Source organism: Arthrobacter sp. 05N425 (assembly GCF_056397125.1).
In genome coordinates, this window is sequence record NZ_JBFTMU010000004.1 from 1 (window position 1) to 22,126 (window position 22,126).

22 protein-coding genes are annotated in these 22,126 nt (G+C 70.2%); 8 read left to right on the plus strand and 14 right to left on the minus strand.

The annotated features are described in order from the left end of the window. Positions 1-507: C40 family peptidase (locus AC1DGE_RS07625; RefSeq protein ID WP_476917223.1), on the plus strand; the 507-nt coding region annotated here is incomplete at its 5' end. Between the two features lie 27 nt (positions 508-534). Here AC1DGE_RS07625 and AC1DGE_RS07630 read toward each other — a convergent pair. The 5 genes from AC1DGE_RS07630 to AC1DGE_RS07650 form a co-directional block, all read right to left on the minus strand. Continuing rightward, positions 535-1,380, minus strand: coding sequence for an ABC transporter permease (locus AC1DGE_RS07630; protein WP_441418174.1), 846 nt, complete (start codon positions 1,378-1,380; stop codon positions 535-537). Positions 1,381-1,387: 7 nt separating this feature from the next. Then, on the minus strand, positions 1,388-2,326 hold the full coding sequence (locus AC1DGE_RS07635; protein ID WP_441418175.1) for an ABC transporter ATP-binding protein: 939 nt from the start codon (positions 2,324-2,326) through the stop codon (positions 1,388-1,390). A gap of 83 nt (positions 2,327-2,409) precedes the next feature. Continuing rightward, a complete protein-coding gene (locus AC1DGE_RS07640) occupies positions 2,410-3,552 on the minus strand; it encodes a LolA family protein (protein ID WP_476892919.1) in 1,143 nt (380 codons plus the stop codon). Between the two features lie 60 nt (positions 3,553-3,612). Beyond that, complete coding sequence (locus AC1DGE_RS07645; protein WP_476917224.1) at positions 3,613-6,420, minus strand: PEP/pyruvate-binding domain-containing protein; 2,808 nt, start codon at positions 6,418-6,420, stop codon at positions 3,613-3,615. Between the two features lie 47 nt (positions 6,421-6,467). Then, positions 6,468-7,505, minus strand: coding sequence for a universal stress protein (locus AC1DGE_RS07650; RefSeq protein WP_476917225.1), 1,038 nt, complete (start codon positions 7,503-7,505; stop codon positions 6,468-6,470). 379 nt (positions 7,506-7,884) lie between these two features. On the opposite strand from AC1DGE_RS07650, the gene AC1DGE_RS07655 reads away from it, so the two are divergent. After that, positions 7,885-8,538, plus strand: coding sequence for an FAD-binding protein (locus AC1DGE_RS07655; protein WP_476893036.1), 654 nt, complete (start codon positions 7,885-7,887; stop codon positions 8,536-8,538). 21 nt (positions 8,539-8,559) lie between these two features. Here the strand turns inward: AC1DGE_RS07655 and AC1DGE_RS07660 are convergent, their stop codons facing one another. Then, a complete protein-coding gene (locus AC1DGE_RS07660) occupies positions 8,560-9,237 on the minus strand; it encodes a copper resistance CopC family protein (RefSeq protein ID WP_476892922.1) in 678 nt (225 codons plus the stop codon). A gap of 112 nt (positions 9,238-9,349) precedes the next feature. Between AC1DGE_RS07660 and AC1DGE_RS07665 the strand changes: the two genes are divergently transcribed. Together AC1DGE_RS07665 and hutG are read left to right on the plus strand one after the other, a co-directional pair. After that, positions 9,350-10,792 carry an NCS2 family permease gene (locus tag AC1DGE_RS07665; RefSeq protein WP_441417997.1) on the plus strand — a complete coding sequence of 481 codons (1,443 nt, stop codon included), beginning with the start codon at positions 9,350-9,352 and terminating at the stop codon, positions 10,790-10,792. A gap of 170 nt (positions 10,793-10,962) precedes the next feature. Further along, on the plus strand, positions 10,963-11,934 hold the full coding sequence (gene hutG / locus AC1DGE_RS07670; protein ID WP_476892924.1) for a formimidoylglutamase: 972 nt from the start codon (positions 10,963-10,965) through the stop codon (positions 11,932-11,934). A gap of 35 nt (positions 11,935-11,969) precedes the next feature. On the opposite strand, the gene AC1DGE_RS07675 is transcribed toward hutG, so the two are convergent. Beyond that, on the minus strand, positions 11,970-13,274 hold the full coding sequence (locus AC1DGE_RS07675; RefSeq protein ID WP_476917226.1) for a cation:proton antiporter: 1,305 nt from the start codon (positions 13,272-13,274) through the stop codon (positions 11,970-11,972). A gap of 190 nt (positions 13,275-13,464) precedes the next feature. Between AC1DGE_RS07675 and AC1DGE_RS07680 the strand changes: the two genes are divergently transcribed. Then, positions 13,465-13,701: a hypothetical protein gene (locus tag AC1DGE_RS07680; protein WP_441418000.1), complete on the plus strand. Its 237-nt coding sequence runs from the start codon at positions 13,465-13,467 to the stop codon at positions 13,699-13,701. Positions 13,702-13,793: 92 nt separating this feature from the next. Here AC1DGE_RS07680 and AC1DGE_RS07685 read toward each other — a convergent pair whose 3' ends face one another. From AC1DGE_RS07685 to AC1DGE_RS07700, 4 genes are all read right to left on the minus strand, one after another. Next, the gene (locus AC1DGE_RS07685; RefSeq protein WP_441418001.1) at positions 13,794-14,030 is read right to left on the minus strand and encodes a hypothetical protein; all 237 of its coding nucleotides are present in this window, start codon (positions 14,028-14,030) and stop codon (positions 13,794-13,796) included. Positions 14,031-14,194: 164 nt separating this feature from the next. Further along, positions 14,195-15,787, minus strand: a complete 1,593-nt coding sequence (hutH, locus tag AC1DGE_RS07690; RefSeq protein ID WP_476917227.1) for a histidine ammonia-lyase — start codon at positions 15,785-15,787, stop codon at positions 14,195-14,197. Further along, positions 15,784-17,487, minus strand: a complete 1,704-nt coding sequence (locus AC1DGE_RS07695; protein ID WP_441418003.1) for a urocanate hydratase — start codon at positions 17,485-17,487, stop codon at positions 15,784-15,786. Before AC1DGE_RS07695 ends, hutH begins: the two co-directional genes overlap by 4 nt. A 159-nt stretch (positions 17,488-17,646) precedes the next feature. Continuing rightward, positions 17,647-18,522, minus strand: coding sequence for an IclR family transcriptional regulator (locus tag AC1DGE_RS07700; protein ID WP_476917228.1), 876 nt, complete (start codon positions 18,520-18,522; stop codon positions 17,647-17,649). A gap of 203 nt (positions 18,523-18,725) precedes the next feature. Between AC1DGE_RS07700 and AC1DGE_RS07705 the strand changes: the two genes are divergently transcribed. Continuing rightward, the gene (locus AC1DGE_RS07705) at positions 18,726-19,064 is read left to right on the plus strand and encodes a hypothetical protein (protein WP_441418005.1); all 339 of its coding nucleotides are present in this window, start codon (positions 18,726-18,728) and stop codon (positions 19,062-19,064) included. Further along, positions 19,061-19,435 (plus strand): hypothetical protein, encoded by a 375-nt coding sequence (locus AC1DGE_RS07710; protein WP_476917229.1) that lies wholly within the window; start codon positions 19,061-19,063, stop codon positions 19,433-19,435. Before AC1DGE_RS07705 ends, AC1DGE_RS07710 begins: the two co-directional genes overlap by 4 nt. Here AC1DGE_RS07710 and AC1DGE_RS07715 read toward each other — a convergent pair. Next, positions 19,423-19,875 (minus strand): DUF5956 family protein, encoded by a 453-nt coding sequence (locus AC1DGE_RS07715; protein ID WP_476917230.1) that lies wholly within the window; start codon positions 19,873-19,875, stop codon positions 19,423-19,425. The genes AC1DGE_RS07710 and AC1DGE_RS07715 overlap by 13 nt on opposite strands. Before the next feature lie 240 nt (positions 19,876-20,115). Here AC1DGE_RS07715 and AC1DGE_RS07720 point away from each other — a divergent pair, with 240 nt between their 5' ends. Beyond that, on the plus strand, positions 20,116-20,433 hold the full coding sequence (locus AC1DGE_RS07720) for a hypothetical protein (protein WP_441418008.1): 318 nt from the start codon (positions 20,116-20,118) through the stop codon (positions 20,431-20,433). Between the two features lie 149 nt (positions 20,434-20,582). On the opposite strand, the gene AC1DGE_RS07725 is transcribed toward AC1DGE_RS07720, so the two are convergent. Further along, a complete protein-coding gene (locus AC1DGE_RS07725) occupies positions 20,583-21,215 on the minus strand; it encodes a flavin reductase family protein (RefSeq protein WP_476917231.1) in 633 nt (210 codons plus the stop codon). Positions 21,216-21,357: 142 nt separating this feature from the next. Next, positions 21,358-22,107 carry a 3-hydroxybutyrate dehydrogenase gene (locus tag AC1DGE_RS07730; RefSeq protein WP_175322546.1) on the minus strand — a complete coding sequence of 250 codons (750 nt, stop codon included), beginning with the start codon at positions 22,105-22,107 and terminating at the stop codon, positions 21,358-21,360. Positions 22,108-22,126: the final 19 nt, after the last annotated feature.

Genomic DNA, 22,126 nt, shown 5'->3' on the forward strand with positions numbered 1-22,126 from the left:
CGGCGCCCGGCGCCGACCGTCCCGGCGCCACGGGATCCCGCGCCCGTCCCGCCGTCCCCGGCTCCTCCGCGGGCCCCCGCGCCGGCCCCGCCGCCTCCGGCCCCGGTGGCCCCGGTCCCGGCCCCGGCCCCCGGCGGTTCCAACCAGACAGCGCTGTCCTCGGCCATGGGCAAGGTGGGCGCGCCCTACTTCTACCAATACGGCGGAACGGGCGCCTACGGCTTTGACTGTTCCGGTCTGGTCCAGAACGCGTTCGCCGCGGCCGGCAAGAGCCTGCCCCGCACCGCCGCCGAGCAGTTTGCGCAGGCGCCGGTGAAGGTGCCGCTTGCCGCAGCGCAGCCTGGGGATCTGCTGGTCTGGGGCTCGGCCCCGGGGTTCTACCACGTGGCCATCTACCTTGGCGGGGGCCGTGTAGTGCAGGCGCTGAACCCGGAGAGCGGGATCACCGTGACGGACCTCGCGTCCATGGCCGGGATGCAGCTCTACCCCTACGCCGCCCGGTACTGATGCCCGGAACGGCGTCGCCCGGATGCCCTAGGAGAGCACGTCCTTCGTAGTGAACCGGGCGTAGGCGAGGGCGCCGAAGACGGCCAGATAGCCGCCCTGCAGCAGGGCATTGGCGGCGAACGAGTCCCAGACGATGGGCTGGCGCAGTAAGTCGGCGAAGTCGAGCCAGCGGTGGGTAAAGAGCCACGGGTGCAGCCACTCCAGTTGGGGCAGCGCATCGGCGACCTGGGAGACGACGGCGAACACCACCGTTGCCGCCATCGCGCCGACGGGCACGTCCGTGAGGGTGGACATGAACAGGCCGATGGCGGACAGCCCCACGAGGGACACGGCCAGATAGGCGGCAATCAGCAGCAGCCGCCCCAACGCCTCGGCGGCGCCGATCGAGTCCCCTGACAGCAGGGTCACGGGACCCACCGGGAAGAGCGCGGCGCCGATGCCTGCCCCGACCAGGGCCACCGTGAACGGGGCCGCGACGGCGAACACGACCGCGCCCGCGAACTTGGCCACCAGCAGCCTTCCCCGCCCGGCCGGGGCCGCCAGCAGGTACCGCAGGGTTCCCAGTCCTGCCTCGCCCGCCACGGTGTCCCCGGCGACCACCCCGATCGTGAGCGGGAGGAACAAGGGGACGGCGACCAGCATGGCCGTGACGCCGGCGAACAACCCGTTCTGGCTGATCCGGTCCAGGAACGCGGGCCCGCGCCCGGGCGGCACCGCCGAGGAGAGCCGCACGGCCACGGCGATCAGCACCGGAATGGCGGCCAGGGCGAGCAACATGGCCCAGGTCCGGCGGCGCCGGAACAGGACCCCCAGCTCGGAGCCGAGCAGCCGCAGGGTCGGGGCCGTGGCAGGGCCCGCTGCCCCGCCCTGCACCGTCGAATCACTGGGCAACGTCGAACCCCTCCCCTGTCAGCTCGACGAAGCGGTCCTCGAGGCTGCCCTGTTCCACGGTGAAGCCGCGGACCCGGACGTCGGCCGCTACGAGGGCCGCCACCAGCTGTTCGGGCGTGGGGGCGCCTCCGGCGGGGCCGGAAGGCAGCGGCGCATAGAGCACCTCGCCCGCGGCTGCGGATCCCCCGCCGTCGGGCTGTCCGCTGCCAGAACCACCGCCGTCGGGGGTCAATCCCAGGCCGGCCATCACCCTGGCCGCGGCGCCGGGGTCGGGCGTCAGCAGCCGGACCCTGGACTGCCCGGCCTGCCGCAACCCCGCCAGCGGGCCCTGGGCCACCAGGCGTCCGGCACTCATGATGGCCGCGTGCGTGCAGATCTGTTCCACCTCGGCGAGCAGGTGGCTGGAGACGAACACCGTGGCGCCGTCCGCGGCCAGGGACCGCACCAGGTGCCGCACCTCGCGCGTGCCCTGCGGGTCCAGGCCGTTGGTCGGCTCATCCAGCACCAGGAGCTCCCGGGGTGCCAGCAGGGCATTGGCGATCCCCAGCCGCTGCTTCATGCCCAGCGAATAGGCCCGGACTTTCTTGTCCGCGGCGTGCGCCAGGCCCACCCGTTCCAGCGCGGTGCGCACCCGCGCGCGCCGCGTCCCGGCCTGGGCCTCCGGATCGGCGGCGTCGAAGCGCAGCAGGTTCGCGGCTCCCGAGAGGAAGGGGTAGAAGGCCGGCCCCTCGACCAGGGCGCCCACCCGCGGCAGCACGGTGCGCAGTTGCCGCGGCATCTCCTCGCCCAGGACGCGGACCGAGCCGCTCGACGCAGCTGCGAGGCCCAGCATGATCCGGATGGTGGTGGTCTTGCCGGAGCCGTTGGGGCCCAGGAAACCGAAGACCGAGCCCCGGGGTACGGCCAGGTCGACGCCGTCGACCGCCATTTGCCGGCCGAAGCGCTTACTCAAGCCCCGGGTCTCGATGCTCAGTTCGGCGGACGGCAGTTCGGGTACCGGCGCGACGGCGGTCACCGGGCGGCAGCCGCGGCCTGGAGCCGTTCCAGCGGGACCGACCCGGCGAAGACGCGGCCGTCGTCGAGGATCAGCACGTTCAGCAGGGCGGTCGAAAGGAGCCTGCCGCCGGCCACGGGCACCGTCGCCTGGGCCAGCAGCGACGCCGCGCTCCCGGGGCCGCCCTGCTGCTCCGGCCCTCCCTTGGCCGGTGCTGCCTTGGTCAGGGAGCCAGCCGGCAGTTCGACGACGGATTCCCAGCCGGTTCCGCTGACTTTGACCTTGTCCTTCGACGCCGTGCCGGGGGCCTTTGTGGCTGTGCCCGGGGCCTTCGTGGCAGTGCCGCGCTTTTCCTTGGCGCCGGTCGCTTTGTGGTCCGGGACCGGGAGCTCCTTGACGGTGGCACCCGGCGGCGGGCTGAACTGGAAGATCGCGGCGTCCGGCGCCTGCAGCGAAAGTTTAGTGAACGCKACGCTGAACGCCGGATCGGACTGGCCGCGGGCCTTCACTTCAACGCCGAGCGGCATTCCGCTCTGGCCGTCCACCGAAATCGAGACGGAGGCCAGCAGCGTGGCCGTGGACCTGGGGGTGAGCACCAGCTGGTAGGCGGCGCGGCCGGCGACCTCAACATCCGTCCCGACGCTCACATTGCTGCTCCGGTCGAGGGCGGCGAGCAGCTTGGCGGCCAGGCGGTCCGGGGTCGGCACGGATTCCTGTCCGGACGGGTGACGGCCGCCGGCCGGGAGGACCGCGTGCGCGGCGGTGTTGTCCTTGGAGTTGTAGAACCAGAGCTGGTCGCCGTGCCGGATGACGTCACGTTCGGCGAGCCGGTCCAGCACTTGGATGCGGGCGTTGTCCGCCCCGTCGCGGTAGACCCGGGCCGTGTGCGGTCCCGTCAGCAGCTCCAGCCAGGCGGTGTCACCGGACGCGGTTCCCGGGCCGGTTTGGGGAAGGTCCGGCAGGCCCAGGTCCGAGGTCTGTTCCAGGGTTCCGGAGAAGGACGGGTCGCGGTGCTGGGCGATCAGCTCCAGCACCTGCTCGGGTGATTTGGCGGGCAGCGGGTCCCCCGCGCTGGCCGGCAGGGATCCCGCCAGCACCCCGGCGGCGATCACGGCGGGAACGGTTGCGGCTGGCAGCCAGCGCAACCAGGTACGGGTCATTGCGACCGCGCTCCATCTTGGCAGCTCATGTTTCAACATTACGCCCGGATGCGGCCGGCATCACCGTGTCCCGGCAGATTCCTCCGGGGCAACGCCCGCCGCTGGCCCGCCGCCGTTCCGCGGCCTGTCCGGAACGACGGTGCCGGCGGCGCCGTCGACCGTGACGGCCTGCCCGGTGACGATCAGCGAGGTGGCGTCCGGGACCCCGACGATTGCGGGAATCCCGTACTCCCGGGCGACGACGGCGCCGTGCGAGTTGGGGCCGCCCATTTCCATCACGAGGCCGCCGGCAGTCAGGAACAGCGGCGTCCAGCCCGGATCCGTGGAGGGTGCCACGAGGATCTCGCCGGGCTCCAGCCGCGCCCCCTGCGGCTCAAGGATGACGCGGGCGCTGCCGGTGACGGTGCCGGCCGATGCGGGCGTGCCGGTCAGCACTCCGGGGGTTCCTGCCCCCGCCCCGGCGGCGCCGTCCTGCAGCGCCTCCGGTTCCGTCCCGTCCGAGAGCAGCACCCGCGGAATGTGGCGGCGGCCCAGTTCGCGGGCATAGGCTGCGCGGCGTTCCGCGACGAGGTGCTGCAGCTGGCTCCCGGCGAGGCCGTTACGGACCTCGATCAGGTCCAGGAAGAAGACGTCGTCCGCGTCCGTGAGACGTCCGGACGCCACCAGCTCCGTCCCGATGGCCTGGAGCTGTCCCCGCACCGCGGCCATCGCCTCGACGATGTGGTACTTCGGCAGTTCGCGCAGCCCGGCGAACATCCGGGTGCGCTTCAGTGCCGCCCGCACGAGCGCGGCCCGCAGCCTGCCCCGCTCCCCCGCGGCGGCGACCAGTCGCTCCACCTGGGCCTCGGCGTCGCGCGCCGCCTTGCTGAACTGCCGGTCCGGGGCCTGGCCCGGATCCTCCAGCCGCAGGTAGTTGGCCAGGACGCCGAGGAGGTGGGTCGGATCGTCGGACCAGCGGGGCATCCCGAGGTCTATTTCCGCCACCGCCCGGTGACCGTAGCGGCCCAGGAAGCCGGCGATCCCGGATTGCACGACGGCGGGCAGTGTCCGGTCGCGGTAGCGGCGGACGAGGTCCGGCACGACGGCATCATCGAAGCCTGCGCCGTCGAAGACGACGGTTGCGCTGGCGTCGGCCCGGATGGCCGAGGCGAGCCGCCAGAGGGCCAGGTCCATTTCGGTGGTGACGTTGTTGGGCAGCCCCCGCAGGACCGGCTGCAGCGCACCTGGGCCGCCGGCAGGTCCAAGCAGCCTGCCGGCGGCCGCGAGCAGGGCAAAGCCCAGGGCCGGCAGCGGGAGGACATTGGGCACCACCGGGAAGAGCTCCCGGCCCAGGATGCGCTCCACGTGGTCCAGCCGCTGCACCGCGGTGGACCCGGCGGGGACCACCAGGGTGCCCCGGAACCGTTCGCCGAACTGTTCCACCCGGCGCCGCGCGGCCTTGGGCCTGAACAGGGCACGAAGCAGCGACCCGGGCACCCTGGCCCGCGCCGCCACGGGGCCGATGTGCCGCAGCAGCCGCCACGGGGACCTGCTGGTGACGGAAAACCGGGGGTCCCCGAACAGCTCCCGCAGCACTGCCGCGGAGCGGGCTTCCATCACGTCGAAAACCCGGGGCACGATGGCCCGCCCGACGGTGCTGCGCACCACCGGGGTCAGGTCGAAGAAGAGCCGCTGCCCGGCCTGGACATACGGCGTCGGCCCGTCGTGCGGTGCGGGAACCTCGAAATGCGCCGCCCGCGCCACGGACGAGGCGATCAGCCGGAAGCCTGCCAGCCCCATCGGGGTCAGTGGCCGGGTCAGGCCCTGGGCCAGGCTGAAGCAAAGGTAGACGCGGGTTCCATCGCGGACCGGCGCCCGCTCCGGCCGCTCCGGCAGGGGGTAGAGCGTGGTGATGGGGCGCGACTGCGTCAGCCATGCCGCTCCGCCGCTGTCGATCGCCCATTCGAGGTCTTGCGGCGCCCCGAAGTGCACCTCCGCGCGGCGGCCGAGCAGCTCCAGGCCCAGGAGCTGGACGTCGTCGACACAGGGCTGCTGGCCCGCGCCGGACCGGAAGGTCCGCTCGGTTCCGCCGCCCGGCACCGGCCGGATCACCACCGCTTTGCTCCCGATCCGGCGCTCGAGAATTCTCCGGGTGCCGCTGTCAATGACGAAGTGGTCCGGGTTGACCGCCCCGGACACCACCGCCTCGCCGAGGCCCGGGCTGGCATCGATGACCGCCTCATGCCGCCTGCCGGTGACCGGATTGGCGGTGAACAGGACGCCGGCCACGGCTGCGTCCACCATCCGCTGGACCACAACGGCGAGCGACACGGCCGCCGGACTGATCCCCTGGATGGCGCGGTAGCTCACGGCGCGGTCGGTCCAAAGCGAGGCCCAGCACTGCCGGACGGCGGCCAGGACCGCGTCGGCGCCCACGACGTTCAGGAAGGTGTCCTGCTGTCCGGCGAAGCTGGCGAACGGCAGGTCCTCGGCGGTAGCGGACGAGCGGACCGCCACCGGGGTGTCCGGTCCCAGCGCCGAATAGGCCTCTCTGACGGCCTCGGCAATGTCGGCCGGGATGTCCACGGCCAGGACCAGGCGGCGGGCGGTGGCGGCCAGTCCGGCGAGTCCGGGAAGGTCCCCCGGTGCGGCCGCGGCCAACCCGGCGTGGATGGTTTCGAGCCCTGCACCCGAGGTGGCGCGCCGGTAGGCCTGTGTGGTCAGGCAGAAGCCGGCCGGCACCGGGAGCCGTGCGCGCAGCAGTTCGCCGAGGTTGGCGGCCTTGCCGCCGACGGCGCTTAGCAGCTCCGCGCCGACCAGCTCCAAGCCGAGCACCAGCCCCGGGTCCGGCTCATGCCGGGGCGCGTTTGGAACGGGTAACTGCTCCACCTGCCGGCCCTCCCTTCACTGGGGAAGCGCGTGCTCCCGGATCCGGGCTACGAGTCGCCGAGCATCGGTCCGAAGCTGGGCCGGTCGGCCAGCCGCGGGTCATCCCGGTCCGGAACCACCATGACGGGGCCCTTCGCGTGGTGCAGGATGCCGTCCGAGGTGGATCCCAGCAGCATCCCGGCGAAGCCGCCGCGGCCGCGGGTGCCCACCACCACGAGTTCCACGTGCCGGCTCGCCTCGACGAGGATGTCGATCGGCGACCCGTCGACGAGCTGGGTTTCGACGTCGAGCTGGGGGAAGTGGCTCTTAATCCAGGCCACGCCGGCGTCGAGCTGGACCCGGATATCGGCAAAGAGGGCCTCGCGGTCCATCGGGGCCGGAACCCAGGCAAGCGAGCCGCTGTACTGCGGAACGGCGCAGACCAGGCGCAGCGGCGCGGAGAGGCGTTCAGCCTGGGCGGCCGCTTCGAGGACCGCCACCCGGGCCTGCTCGGAGCCGTCCACGCCCACCACCACGACGTTTTCCACCGGCTGGTGGCCTGACTTTTCCCGTTCGGCCCTGACGTGTTTGTCCTGCGTGGTTTCGCCCAGCCGGTCGCCGCAGATCAGCGGCACCGTGACCGTGGGGCATTTGGCGTGGGCGGGAAGAGCGCTGCTGACCGAACCGAGGAGCCGGCCCACGAAGCCGCCCCGGCCGCGGGTTCCGAAAACCAGCAGCTCGGCGGTTTCCGTCATTTCCAGCAGGACACCGGAGGCGTCGCCATTCTCCACCGAGGCATCGACGTCGATGGAGTACCCGGCGACCTTGTCCAGCGCCTGCTTCAGGATGGCCTCCGCGCCCTCGCGGATTACCGAATCGTCCACCGTCGCGTACCCGCCGTCCAGCCCGGACGCGGCAAAAACCGGCACCGAGTAGGCGGTCACGATGTGCAGCGGACGGTGCCGGCGCTCGGCTTCCCGGGCCGCCCACACCAGGGCGCAGTGGCTGTGGTCCGAGCCGTCCACACCGACCACTATGCCCCGAGGAGCGGAGCCGTGGCCGGCGGCGTCCCCCGCCGGATCCGGATGCACCTGTTCTCGGGCCATGGGGTCCGCCTCCTCGCGTTACGTGGCTGTGTTGCGGCTATTCTGCCAGAAGAGTCAGGCCGCGGCTTCCACCCGGGACGCAGGCAAGGTTTACCCAGTGTTTGCACGGCCTCCGTGGCCCCGGAAACCCGCGGATCATTGGTTAATGCGTCTGCCGGAACCCGGACAAACCGGCGAAAACCCGCATAAATACAATGTCGGGCCGGCCCTGTTCACAGCCCGCAATCTTGGGTATCCTCTGAGGCATTGCTGAACCGAGACTCGTCTTTCAGATCGCAGCCTCCCCCTGTGGAGTGCGTCGGGACGGATCGCCGGAAAAGCGTTCCGGGCATGGGCCCGGAATCCGCATCATTCGAGGAGGGACCCCGCAGTGTCGAGCATGCCTGTGTACGGCGGAATCGAACGGACCAGCACTGTGGTCATCGGCACGGGCCTGTCCGGGCTGGCGGTCGCCAGCGAGCTGCAGCGCCGGGGGGTTGAAGCCATCGTGGTGGACGGCCTGGATCTGCTCGGGGCCGGGAACCCGGCCAACACTTCCTCGCTGCAGCGCTGCGACGCGGCGGACGCAGCCACCCTCCGGGAGCGCAACGAGATCCTGCGCCACCTGCGGAACTACGCAGCCAGCCACCACCTCGATGTCCGTAACAACGTCCGCGCGCTGCAACTGGACCACCTTGACGCGGATGGCCCGGCGGACGCCAGCCTGGACTTCCAAGGAACCGCGCAGCCGGCACAGCAGTGGGCCGTCAGCACCCCCAACGGAATCCTGTACGCCGACCATCTGGTCCTCACCCGCTGCGCGCACAGCCAACTGCGCCGCATGCTCGCTGAGCTGGGGGTTGCCGCGGGCCAGAACCTCATGGCGGCCATGCACGCACTCGGCATGTACCTCGTCGGCGTGGGCGAGCTGATTACCCCCACGCCGAAGGAAGTCCTGCGCCAGGCCAAGCTGGTGGGCCAGGCGATTTCCGCCAAAGTCCATCCGGAAGGCATGCCCGCGCTGTTGTCCGCGGGGCTGGCGCTGCCAGCCTAGGAGCCGTCTCCCGCCTCCAGCCTAGCTCCGGGGTCCCCCGGTGGATTCGTCCGGGTTGGTGGCTGTGTCGGCGTATGTCTCGGCGTCGCCATAGCCGTCTTCGTCGTCGCCGCCATTAAGCCGCCGCTTTGCCATCAGTCCCAGGGCCACCAGGATGCCGACTGCCACCGCCACGAAGATGACGATGCTCCACGGAAAGGGCTGCGAGGCGTCCGGCGCCGGCGAGGGGGCGATGGTCGCTCCCGGCTGGGCGGTACCCAGCGTCGGGACCGTGCCCGGCGCAGGTGCGCTGCCGGCCGCCGTCGCGCCTGCCGCCGCGGTAAAGGTGAAGGTGCCCTCTATCGGGTGGCCGTCCGAACTGGCCACCCGCCACTGCACCGTGTAGAGCCCGGCCGGCGCGCCCGCCTTGAGCTTTTGCGAGGCCACGTTGTCCACGATGTCCACACCGCCATCGGCCCAGTTGCTGCCGGTGGCGTCGCTGACCTTGATCTGTGTGCCGAGGGCGAGCGGATGATTGCTGAGCGTGATCGCAACCGCTGCCGGCGGGGTGGGCACCGTCGCGCCGGCGGCGGGGCTGGTCGACTCCACGGCGTCGTGGGCCGACGCCGGACCGGCAGCCAGGAGGGCTGAGCCCAGCAGGACCGTGGCCGCCACGATCAGGCCCAGCAGGGCGCCCGGAAGTTGTCGGATGAAACGCATGGCTGGCCTGCTCCTTGTGTTGGCTTCCTTACAGACTAGGCGAGTTTGGCGGGTGGGCGCCGTCACGCCTAATAGGATTTAGCTAACACCCCTTTTCCCTCCCGGAGGACCAATGCTTAAGCAGGGCTCTGCACTCGACCGGTATTTCAAGATTTCCGAGCGGGGGTCGAACTTCTCGCGCGAGATCCGTGGCGGGTTCGCCACGTTCTTCGCCATGAGCTACATCGTGGTGCTGAACCCGCTGATCCTTTCCGGCCCGGATTCGTCCGGCGGAACGCTCGGCTTCCCGGCCGTCGCCGCCGTGACCGCCCTCGTGGCTGGCATCCTGACCATCCTGATGGGAGCCTGGGCCAAGCATCCCTTCGCGCTGGCAACCGGCCTCGGCGTCAACGCCTTCGTGGCCGTCACCGTCGCCACCAACCCGGGCCTGACCTGGCCGGACATGATGGGCCTGGTGGTCCTCTCCGGCGTCACCATGCTGATCCTGGTGCTCACCGGTTTCCGGACCGCCGTGTTCCGGGCGGTCCCGGAAGGGCTGAAGACGGCGATCGTCGTCGGCATCGGCCTCTTCATCGCCCTGATCGGCCTGGTCAACGCCGGCTTCGTCCGCCGCATCCCGGACGTCGCGGGCACCACGGTCCCCGTCGGCCTCGGCTTCGACGGCAAGCTGCTGGGCTGGCCCACGCTGGTGTTCGTGATCGGCCTGGTCCTGACCATCGCCCTCGTGGTGCGCAAGGTCAAGGGCGCGATCCTGATCGGCATCATCACCTCCACAATCCTGTCCGTGATCCTGGAATTCACCCTGCACATCGGGCCCAGCTTCGATGGCAAGAACTTCAACCCGCAGGGCTGGTCCCTCGTGGCGCCCAAGTTCACCGAATGGGCCGCCCCGGACCTGTCCCTGATCGGCAAGGCCAACCCGTTCGGCGCCTTCGAGCACCTCGGCTTCGTGGCCGCGACCCTGCTGGCGTTCGTGATCCTGCTGAGCATCTTCTTCGACGCCATGGGCACGATGGTTGGCCTGGCCACCGAGGCCGGCACCATCGACAAGGACGGCAACATCCCCAACGTGGACCGCGTGCTGCAGATTGACGCCCTGGGCGCAATCGTGGGCGGCGGCGCGTCCGTCTCCTCCAACCAGATCTACGTCGAATCGGGCGCAGGCATCGGCGAAGGCGCCCGCACGGGCCTGGCCTCGATCGTCACCGGCCTGCTGTTCCTCGTTGCCATGTTCTTCACCCCGCTGATTAACCTGGTGCCGTTCGAAGCCGTGGCTCCGGCGCTCGTCGTCGTCGGCTTCATGATGGTCTCCCAGGTCGGCAAGATCGACTGGCAGGACTGGGGCATCGCGATTCCCGCGTTCCTGACCTTCACGCTGATGCCGTTCACCTACTCGATCGCCAACGGCCTCGGCGCCGGATTCATCTCCTTCGTGCTGATCCGCCTGGTCCAGGGCCGCGCCCGCGAGGTGCACCCGCTGATGTGGGCCGTGGCCGCCGCGTTCCTGCTGTTCTTCGGGATCGGCCCGATCGAGGCCGCGCTCGGCATCCATTAAGGATCCCGGACCGACTCCCATCCGCCGAGATGGCATTTCGCGGCAGTGTTTTTGGAAAACATTGCCGTGAAATGTCATCTCGGCGGCGTTTAAGCAGGGTTTCCGGGATTTCGGACACTCCGACGGCGGCGCTGCTGGTTTTCCGGCCCGGGCTGCGGTGAGCTAGGGACATGCCTTCTTCCGCCCGCACCGCCGACGTCCCGCCGCAGCCCTGGACCGGACGGTTCGACGGCGACGGCGCCGACCACCGCCGCTGGTGGCAGGCCGTGACGCCCTACACTGCCCACCCGCTCGGGCACCGGCAGCCGGCCGCGTCCGCCGGCGCGCGTCCCGCCGTCATCCTCGGCTTCGGCAGCGACGCCGGAGTGCGGCGCAACAAGGGCCGGGTCGGGGCCGCCGCCGCGCCCGCCGCCATCCGCGCCGCCCTCGGCCCACTGGCCTTCCATTTGGACCGGGAAGTGCACGACGCCGGCGACGTCACCGTCACCGGGGACGCGCTGGAGGCCGGGCAGGCACGGGCCGGGCTCGCCATCACCGGCCTGCTCGACGCCGGCGCCCTGCCGGTGGTCCTCGGCGGCGGCCACGAGACCGCCTTCGCCAGCTACCTGGGCGTGGCCGGCTCCGCCGCGGTCCGGGAGGGGCTGAAGGTGGGCGTGCTGAACCTGGATGCGCACTTCGACCTCCGCGACGAGCCGGTGCCCAGTTCCGGCACCCCGTTCCTGCAGATGGCCCGGGCAGAAGCCGCCGCGGGACGCGAACTAAAGTACGCCGTCGTCGGGATTTCCGAACCGAACAACACCAAGGCGCTGTTCCGGACCGCCGCGGAACTGGGCGTGGACTACCTGCTGGACGAGGAGTGTACCGCGGACGCCGCGCAGGCTTTCGTGGCCGCGTTCCTGGCCCAGGTGGACGCGCTGTACCTGACCATCGACCTGGACGTGCTGCCGGCGTCGGTGGCGCCCGGGGTGAGCGCCCCGGCGGCCTACGGCGTCCCGCTGCCGGTGATCAGCGCCGTCTGCCGGCAGGTGGCCGCGAGCGGGAAACTGCTGCACCTTGATGTCGCGGAGCTGAACCCGGACTTCGACGTCGACGGCCGTACCGCAAGGGTCGCCGCGAGGCTGATCAACACACTGCTGCGGTAGCTGGCCGGCGGCGCGGCACGGCTCGCCGGGGGCGCTCAGATGGCGGTGCGCGGCGCCTGCCCCTCGTCGCCGTGCTGCTCCACCGCGCGGCGCTCACGCAGCCGGTCCAGCCGGTTCATCACCGGCGCCGTCGTCGCGCCGTGCAGCACGATCGACATGGCCACGACCAGTCCCACAAGCGCCCAGAGTTCCTGCGCCTGGGCGCTGAAGTTGCCGCGGCCGAGGGCGTAGCCGAGGTAGTACAGCGAGCCGATGCCGCGGATGCCGAAGAAGGAGATGGCGATGCGTTCCCGCGGGCCGGTCTTGCCCCGGGCCAGCCCGAGCCAGCCCGCCAGCGGTCGGACCAGGAGCAGGAACGCCAACGCCACCAGCACCTCTGTCCAGCCGATCCCGGCCAGCAGGCCGCGTGCGATCGCCCCGCCCAGCAGCACCAGGATGACCACGGTCATGAGCCGTTCCAGCTGCTCCACGTACGAGTGCATCACCCGGTGGAAGCCGTGCGTGCGCTCGGCGGCCCGGATGGTGACAGCGCAGACGAACACTGCGACGAAGCCGTAACCCTCGACCATTTGCGTGACGCCGTAGGCAAGGAATGTCGCCGCGAGGGCCACAAAGCCCTCGGAGTGGTTGGAGAGCCGGACGCTCTCATGCCGGGCCGTGAAGAAAAGCCGCCCCAGCAGCTTGCCCGTCGCGAGTCCCAGCAGCACAGCGATGCCGATCCGCCAGAGCACGTCCACGGCCAGCCAGTGACCCAGCCAGCCCGACGGCGAGGCGCCCACGAAGCTGATGGCGATGGCCAGGTAGACGAAGGGGAACGCCAGCCCGTCGTTCAGGCCCGCTTCGGAGGTGAGGCCGAAGCGGATCTCGTCCTCGCGCTCGGTCTCGCCTTCCTCGTCCGCGGGCTCCCCCACCTGCACCTCGGAGGCCAGGACCGGGTCGGTCGGGGCCAGGGCGGCCGCGACCAGGAGCGCGGCCCCAAGGCCGAGCCCCAGGAACCACATTCCCAGCAGGGTCAGGCCGATGATGCACAGCGGCATGGCCAGGCCCAGCATCCGCCAGGTCGTGGACCACCGCCGGCGACCGACGGGCCGGTCCAGCGCCAGTCCGGCGCCCATCAGCGAGATGATGACGCAGACTTCGGTCAGGTGGGTGAAGAACTCCCCGTGCTGCAGGGGGTCGGGGTTCGGCAGGGCCGGCATCAGCGTGAACGCCAGCATCCCTGCCCCGAGGAAAACCATCGGCATCGACAGGGGCGCGTTGCGCAGCAGCTTGGGCAGCACCGCCGCGATGAAGACGGCGATTCCGGCCGCAAAAAAGACAATACTGGGAGCTTCGAACATGTGCACGCCCTCCTGCCACAACCGGGGTGCAGGCCCGGAATGGGTCGGGGCGCCGTTCCAACAGAACGGCGCCCCTCGCCTAAAAAGATATACCGCCACCTGCACACTATCGGCTCCGGACCGGGACGCCACGCCGGACAGACTAGAATAGCGGGTGGCCAACCGGCCAGATTCTAGGAAAGACCAGTCAATGAACACACACACCATGCGGACCCAGGCCTCTGACGCCACGTCCATCAAGCTCTCGTTTGCCAGGGCGGAGGAGGTCCACCACGGCCTCGAAAACGCCGTTAACACCCTGATCGCTTCGGCCGTCCAGGACCGCCGCTGCGGGATCCGGGTTACCCGCCACGAGCCGGGCGCCTACACCGTGGCGCTGGACGACACCGTGCCCTTCGGTGAGACCCACGAGGACGTCGCGGCCTAGTCAGCGCGGGCCGGAACAGGCCAAGGGCCGGTGAGGGATGCACCCCTCACCGGCCCTTCTTTGAGCTTGATTCTGCGCCGCGGCGCCGGCGCCTAGCTGCGCCGCACCTGCACACCGTCGGACTTCAGGAACAGCTGCGCCTCCGAGGGTGTACCCGGCACCAGCCAGAGCACATTTCCGCTGGACGACACTTCTTCGACTTCCCCGGCTGCCAGCAGCTGTGCGTGCTTGAGGATTTCCACCTGGTCCCCCGCCTTGAGGCTCCTCCAGTCGGAGACCGTGGCGGCGAACGCCGTGCGCCTGGACATGACCGTCCCGCGTGATTTCATGAACTTCTACCCCTTTGTAGGTTCGTTTTTTACTTTTCCGCCACAACGTCTTTGGTGTGGGCTACATCATATTCTTACTACATTTGCTGCGCCCCCGGCGGCCGTGTTGCCGAACATTTCGGGGGCTCCGGGAAATGCCCGGCCGGCTCGTATTTTCTTTGCCGTCAGGCCAGATTTCCGACGGCGGATTCGGCGGCGGCGCGCACCTTGCCTGAGGCCACGAGCAGGTCGGCTGCCTCCAGCTCAGGTGAGAGGAACCGGTCGGTTCCGGGCCCCTCGACGACGTCGCGCAGCACCGCGATCACCGCGGCCCCTGCCGGGCCCGGCGTGAGTTCGCCGCCGGAGAGCTGGGTGCGGATGTCCAGGGCCCGGGCGGAGGTCACCAGCTCGATCGCCAGGACGCGGCGCAGGTTCTCCACCGCGCGGCGCAGCTTGCGGGCCGCGTGCCAGCCCATCGAGACATGGTCTTCCTGCATGGCCGAGCTCGGGATCGAATCCACCGACGCCGGAACGGCCAGCCGCTTGTTGTCCGAGACCAGCCCGGCCTGGGTGTACTGCGCAATCATCAGGCCGGAGTCGACGCCGGGATCCGCGGCGAGGAAGGCCGGCAGCCCGTGCGAGCGGGCCGGGTCCAGCATCCGGTCGGTCCGGCGCTCGGCGATGGAGCTCATGTCCGCGACGGCGATCGCGAGGAAGTCCAGCACGTAGGCCACCGGGGCGCCGTGGAAATTGCCGTTGGAGCTGACCCGGCCGTCCGGCAGGACCACGGGGTTGTCGATCGCGGCGGCGAGTTCGCGCGAAGCGACCAGCGCAGCGTGGTCGACGGTGTCGCGGACGGCGCCGGCCACCTGGGGGGCGCAGCGCAGCGAGTAGGCGTCCTGGACCTTGGTGTCGTTGACCCGGTGCGAGGCCACGATCGGGGAGTCGGACAGCACCCGCAGCATGTTGTCCGCGGAAGCGGCCTGGCCCGGGTGCGGCCGGAGCGCGGCGTGCAGCTCCGGCAGAAACACCTGGTCCGTGCCGAGCAGCGCCTCGACGCTGAGCGCGGCGGTGATGTCCGCCGTCGTGAGCAGCTGGCGGATGTCCGCGATGGCCATCAGCAGCATGCCCAGCATGCCCTCGGTGCCGTTGACGAGCGCCAGGCCTTCCTTCTCGGCGAGGGTGACGGGTTCAATGCCGTGCGCGGCGAGGAGCTCGGCGACGGGGCGTCCGCCCTTGCCGCCGAACAGTTCGCCGTCCGGGCCCACCGCTTCGCCCTCGCCCATCAGGACCAGGGCGCAGTGCGAGAGCGGCGCGAGGTCGCCCGAGCAGCCCAGCGAACCGAATTCGCGGACCACCGGCGTGATGCCGGCGTTGAGCACGTCCACCATGGTCTGCAGCACCACGGGGCGGACGCCGGTGCGGCCGGAAGCGAGAGTCTTGGCGCGCAGGAACATGATGCCGCGGACCACCTCGCGTTCCACGGCCGGGCCCATGCCGGCGGCGTGGCTGCGGATCAGCGACTTCTGCAGCTGGGTGCGCAGCCCGCCCGGGATGTGCCGGTTGGCCAGGGCGCCGAAGCCGGTGGAGATGCCGTAGGCCGGCGTCTCGCTGTGCGCGAGGTCGTCGATGTGGGCGCGGACCTTGGCGACGGCGTCGAGGGCGTCCTGGGCGATGGTCACGTGGACGCCGTGGCGGGCGACGGCGACGACGTCCTCGGGGGTGACGCCGCTGGAGCCGAGGGTGACGGTGAGCGGTGAGTGGGTCGTAAGGGTCACTTTGTGGTTCCTTCGTTCATGGGGATGCGGACGCCGCGTTCCTTGGCGACCTCGACGGCGCGCTCGTAGCCGGCGTCGGCGTGGCGGATGACACCCATGCCGGGGTCGTTGGTGAGCAGGCGCTCAAGCTTCTGCGCGGCGAGCTCGGTGCCGTCGGCGACGGAGACCTGGCCGGCGTGGATGGAGCGGCCGATGCCCACGCCGCCGCCGTGGTGGATGGACACCCAGGTGGCGCCGGACGCGGTGTTGAGCAGGGCGTTGAGCAGCGGCCAGTCGGCGATCGCGTCGGAGCCGTCCGCCATCGCCTCGGTCTCGCGGTACGGGGAGGCGACGGAGCCGGAGTCGAGGTGGTCGCGGCCGATCACGATGGGCGCCTTGACCTTGCCCTCCTTGACCAGCTGGTTGAACAGCAGGCCGGCCTTGGCCCGCTCGCCGTAGCCCAGCCAGCAGATGCGGGCCGGCAGGCCTTCGAATTCGACGCGCTCCTGCGCGGCGTCGATCCAGCGGTGCAGGTGCTTGTTCTCCGGGAAGAGCTCCTTGATGGCCTTGTCCGTCACCGCGATGTCCTCGGGGTCGCCGGACAGGGCCACCCAGCGGAACGGGCCCAGGCCCTCGCAGAAGAGCGGGCGGATGTAGGCCGGGACGAAGCCGGGGAACTCAAAAGCGCGGTTGTAGCCGCCCTTGCGGGCCTCGTCGCGGATGGAGTTGCCGTAGTCGAAGACCTCGGCGCCGGCGTCCTGGAATTCGACCATGGCCTGGACGTGCTTGGCCATCGAGGCCTGCGCCTTCTTGGTGAAGCCTTCCGGGTCGGCGGCGGCCTCGCGGTGCCACTCCTCCACCGTGATGCCCTCGGGCAGGTAGCTCAGCGGGTCGTGCGCCGAGGTCTGGTCCGTGACGATGTCCACGGTGAGCTCGCCGGCGTTGTGGCGGCGCAGGATCTCGGGGAAGACGGTGGCGGCGTTGCCGACGTAGCCCACCGACCAGCCGCGGCGCTCCTCCTTGGCTTTGAGCACTTTGGCGATGGCGGTGTCGAGGTCGGTCTCCACCTCGTCGAGGTAGCGCTTGCCGGCCCGGCGGCGCAGGTGGCTCTCGTCGACGTCGACGATCAGGCAGGCGCCCTCGTTGAGGGTGACGGCGAGCGGCTGCGCGCCGCCCATCCCGCCGCAGCCGCCGGTGAGCGTCAGGGTGCCGGCGAGGGTGCCGTTTTCGTCCCCGGTGAGCTTGCGGGCGATCGCGGCGAAGGTCTCGAAGGTGCCCTGCAGGATGCCCTGGGTGCCGATGTAGATCCAGGACCCGGCGGTCATCTGGCCGTACATCATCAGGCCCTCCGCCTCGAGCCGGCGGAATTCGGGCCAGTTGGCCCAGTCGCCGACGAGGTTGGAGTTGGCCAGCAGCACGCGCGGCGCCCACTCGTTGGTGCGGAAGACGCCGACCGGCTTGCCGGACTGGACCAGGAGGGTCTCGTCCTTTTCCATGGTTTCCAGGGTGCGGGTGATCGCGTCGAACGCCGCCCAGGACCGGACCGCGCGGCCGGTGCCGCCGTAGACCACGAGGTCATCCGGGCGCTCGGCCACCTCGGGGTCCAGGTTGTTCATCAGCATGCGCAGCGGGGCTTCGGTCTGCCAGCTCTTGGCGGTGAGCTCGGTGCCGCGGGCTGCTTTGACCGGGCGGGCACCGGTGGTGAAATCGGCGGGTGCCATGGGGGCTCCTTCGTTGTTTCGGGTGGTTCCTGGGAGAGGTTCTGTATCAACTAAAGCCTGTCCGGAGCCCCGGAAACAGGGGCTTCGTGAGGGTGCTGTCCGGGATTCCAGACCCAACTGGCTCGCAGTAGTTGTCGTTTTGCGCAGCCATAACGACAACTACTGCGAGCTAGTTGGGCTGGGGCGGCCGTGGATCCGGACCGAGAGATCGTCCGCGACCTTCTTGACCCGCGCGGCCAGGACCGGCCACTGGTCCGTGGGCAGCTTGTCCTCCAGGAACGTCACGGCGACGGCGGCCGTCGGCCAGCCCGTGTGGTCCGTGACGGCGGCCGCGATCGAGCCGAAGCCGGGGGTCACTTCGCCGTGTTCGGTGGCGTAGCCCCGCTGCCGGACCTGGTCCAGATGCGAGGACAGTGCGGAGTACTTGGTGATCGGCGATTCGGTCTCGTGCCGGGCACTGAAGGCCGCGGCGTTCGGGTACAGCGCCCGGACCTGGGACTTCGGCAGCGCGGCCAGGATCGCCCGGCCGCTCGCGGTGAGGTGGCTGGGTAGCCGGACGCCGACGTCGGTCACGAGGGAGGGCCGGTTTTTCGCCCGCTCCTCGACGATGTAGAGCACGTCCCTGCCGTGCAGCACGGCGAGGTGGGCGCTCTCCCCGATCACGTCCACCAGCGTCGCAAGCATCGGCCGGCCGAGCCTGGAGAGCGGCTCCTGGCGGGAGTAGGCGGAGCTGAGCTCGAAGGCGCTGATGCCGAGCCCGTACCGCTGCTCCTCGTGCAGGTGCAGCACAAAACCGTTCGCCTCCATCACGCCGAGCAGATGGTAGACACTGGAGCGCGGCAGGCCCAGCGCGGTGGCAATGTTCGACGCCGCCATCGGCCCGCGCTTGGAGGCCAGCAGTTTCAGGATCCGCAGCGTGTTCTCGGCCGCCGGTACCTTGGACGCCGGCCTGGCGGCGGCCGGCCTGGCCGCAGCCGGCTTCGGCAGGGCACTGGGGGTTCCCACGGGCGGGGTGGTGGCGCTGGCGGCTGACATGTGGTCCTCTTCGTTTCGGGCGTGTCCGGTATCCCGTACTTAAGCATGCCCCCGGCTGTCCACCCTCAAGGACTCAGCGCATCTCACGTTGTCTGGAATACCAGACAATTATGCTAGACCGGGCGGGGGCCTTCCGCCCCTAGCCCGGCCACGGGAGAAGGTGCTTCGCTGAACGGAGCCGCCGGAACATCAGGAGGACCGCCGTGCGCTGGATCGCAGGACTGTTCTTAATCGCCCACGGCCTCGTTCATCTCGCCATCTGGCTGCCGCGGCCGGACGAAAAGGCGCCGTTCGACGTCGGCCGGTCCCCCTTCGCCGGGGAGGTGCGCCGTCTCGCTGTTGCCCTGGCCATCGCCGCCGCGGCGGTACTGGGGCTAGCGGGCCTGGGACTCCTGGTGGCGGCGCCGTGGTGGATCCCGGTCACGGTAGCCGGGGCCGGAATCTCGGCCGCCCTGCTGGTGCTCACGTTCAACCCGTGGTGGCTGATCGGGCTGGGCATTAACGCAGCCATCATCGTCCTCGCCCTGCAGCAGCCCGGGTGACGGGTGTGGTTACCCGGCGCACGGAGTTCCAGGGGGCGCAGCTGAAAGCGGTGAAGGCGGTCCACACCCTGGCGTGGTTCACGATCGAGGCGTCGATGGTCTATGTCCTGTACTCCGGGGTCCGGGGACGCTCCGACCGGAGGGCGGGCGTCGCCGGCGCCGTGGTCTTCGCCGAAACCGCGGTCTTTGCGGGCAACGGCTTCCATTGCCCGTTGACGGCGGTCGCTCAACGGCTCGGCGACAGCACCGGCTCCGTCACGGACATCTATTTGCCGAAGTGGTTTGCCCACAACCTCCCGGCGATCCACGTCCCGCTAATAGTCGCGGCGGTGGCGCTCCACTGGCGGAACCTTCGCCGTCAGCCCCGGTAGAGCCGGACCATCGCCGCCGCGGTGGCTGCCCTCAACCGCGACGGGTGCATTCCGTCGTTAGGCAGCCCCGCCGTCGCGCCTTCCCAGACGGCGGCCCAGAAAGCATCGGGACCATTAGCGGCAGCGGCCGGCGGGCGCAGGTACCAGTCGAAGCCGCGCGGGCGGGGCGGCAGGCCGGCATGAACCAGATAGGTGTCGATATCGTCGTCGATCGACTCCAGGTCCGCGTCGGTCAGGAGCGAAGGTTCCCGGGTCACGCGTCCGTCGCTGTATCTGATGACGACGACGGCCTCCCGGTTGCGGGGCGCGGCGGGGACCCGCACGACGTTTGGCGGACCCGCGGCCCACACCATAAGCGCACCCCAGCCGTTTTCGGGCGCCGGAATCCAGCCTTCGGGCGCGGTGGACGCCTGCCTGGCACCCCACGGGTCGTCACTCATGGGCCCACCCTAACCATCGCGCCGCAATCGCGCCGGAATTCGTTGCCCCGAGTATCCCGTGACCGGGATCCAAGTGGTGGTCGGCGAACAAGGGGTACGTGTTACGCGTGTTACTGGTGGGACGAGTTCGTACAGTGGGCGGACGGGGGCGCCGGAACGAAGACGGCGAGGCTGGGGAGTCCGTCCACGTCGTTTCGGTCCCCCGTGAAGGAACTTCGTTCGCTGGCAAGGAGCAGCCCGATGCGCATTTCCCCAGCACGGTCAATCAGCACAGCACGGCCAATCAGCACAGAACAGCCAATCAGCACAGCCCAGCCCGCACGCCCGCAGCCGGCTGTCCGTGTCGCCCGGGCCTTGCGGCAGGCTGCACGCCGCGTCTACGAAGGCCGCGTCCCTTTCCGCATCGGCCAACTGGTCGTGGGCGACGACCCGTTCAATGGGCGCAGGGAAGGGACGGTCGAGGTCATCCGCGCCCCGTTCGTCGGCCTGCGCGTCCCCGGGACTCCCGCCGGAACCCTGTTCTACTTTGATCACCGCAACGTACGGCAACCCGAATAGGCAGACCAGGACGTCCTTTGCAGTCCGCTCCGGGAAGTCCTTCCGTCTCCCCGGCTCGGCGCTGCAGGACGACATCCCACAGACCGCCACGACGACCTCCTGGCAGCATCAAGCCGGCTGCTCGCCGGCCCGGGCCCCTACGCGGGCGGCTAAGCCTGCCGTTCGGCCCTCCGCCGGAAATCGCCCGGCCAGTCGGACCTCCGGATCCGGCCCAGTTCCTGGACCGGCCCCAGGTGCCCCCACTCGTCGCGCCCGAGCCGGGCCAGCGGCCCGAGCAGGTCGATGCGCGGGTGGCTGCCATCCAGGACATCGGCAGAGACCGCAGCGTGGGTGACCTCGCCGAACACCAGCACGCAGTCACCCATGGCCAGCGTCGAATGCAGGCGGCACTCCAGGGCCGCCGGCGACTCCGCCACCCGGGGCACGCTGACCGTCAGGCTGGCCTCCCGGGTGAGATTGGCGGCATCGAACTCGCTGACCTCCGGCGGGAAGTTGGTGCCGGTCGCGTTGACCTCGGCGAGGAAGTCGGCCGGCGCAAGATTGACCACAAATTCGCCTCGCGCGGAGATGTTCCGCAACGTGTCCTTCCGGCCCACCGAGGTGAACTGGATGATCGGCGGTGTCACCGACGCGACAGTGAAGAAGGAATGCGGAGCGAGGTTGTCCACCCCCTCGACGGAGGTGCTGGAAACCCAGGCAATAGGACGGGGCACGACGACGGCTGTCAGCAGCCGGTAAAACTCTGCGGAGGGCAAGTCGGCGGGGCTGAAATCCTTGCGCATGCCCCCAGCCTAGCGGCACGCCCCGCGGCGAAGCCGCCACCAAACCTGGCCCGGCTGACAGACAACTGACCCGCCCGGGCAGAGATGCCCGGGCGGGTCAGGGCCAGCGCGTCAGAGCCAGCGGGTCGGAGGTGTGAGCGCCCTATCGGGCGGACCAGCCGCCGTCCATGGTGTAGCTGGCGCCGGTGACCATGCCGGCGTCGTTCGAGGCCAGCCACGCCACCAGCGAGGCCACCTCCTCGGGTTCGACCAGCCGCTTCACGGCCGCCTCGGTGAGCATGATCTTGGCCAGCACCTCGGACTCCGGAATGCCGTGCACCTTGGCCTGGTCCGCAATCTGCGACTCGACCAGCGGCGTCCGGACATACCCGGGGTTGATGCAGTTGGACGTGACACCGTGGGCACCGCCCTCCAGCGCCGTCACCTTGCTCAGCCCTTCCAGGCCGTGCTTGGCGGAGACGTAGGCGCTCTTGAACGGCGAGGCCCGAAGCCCGTGGACCGACGACAGGTTAATGATCCGGCCGAAGCCGTTGGCGTACATGTGCGGCAACGCGGCCCGGATCAGCAGGAACGGCGCCTCAAGCATGAGGGTGACGATGCGGCGGAAATCTGCCGGATCAAAGTCCTCGATCGGGCTGATGCGCTGGATCCCGGCGTTGTTGACCAGGATGTCGCAATCCAGGCTGAGCGTCTGCAGGGCCTCGACGTCGAGCAGGTTCACCGCCCACGCGGTGCCCCCGACTTCGTCGGCGAGGGCGGTGGCGGCGGCTTCGTCGACGTCGGCAACCACCACCTTCGCGCCCCTGGCAGCGAGGGCACGGACGCTGGCGGCGCCGATCCCGCCCGCGCCGCCGGTGACCAATGCCTTGCGGCCGTTGAGTGTATTTTCCATTACCCAGCCTTCCAGTTCA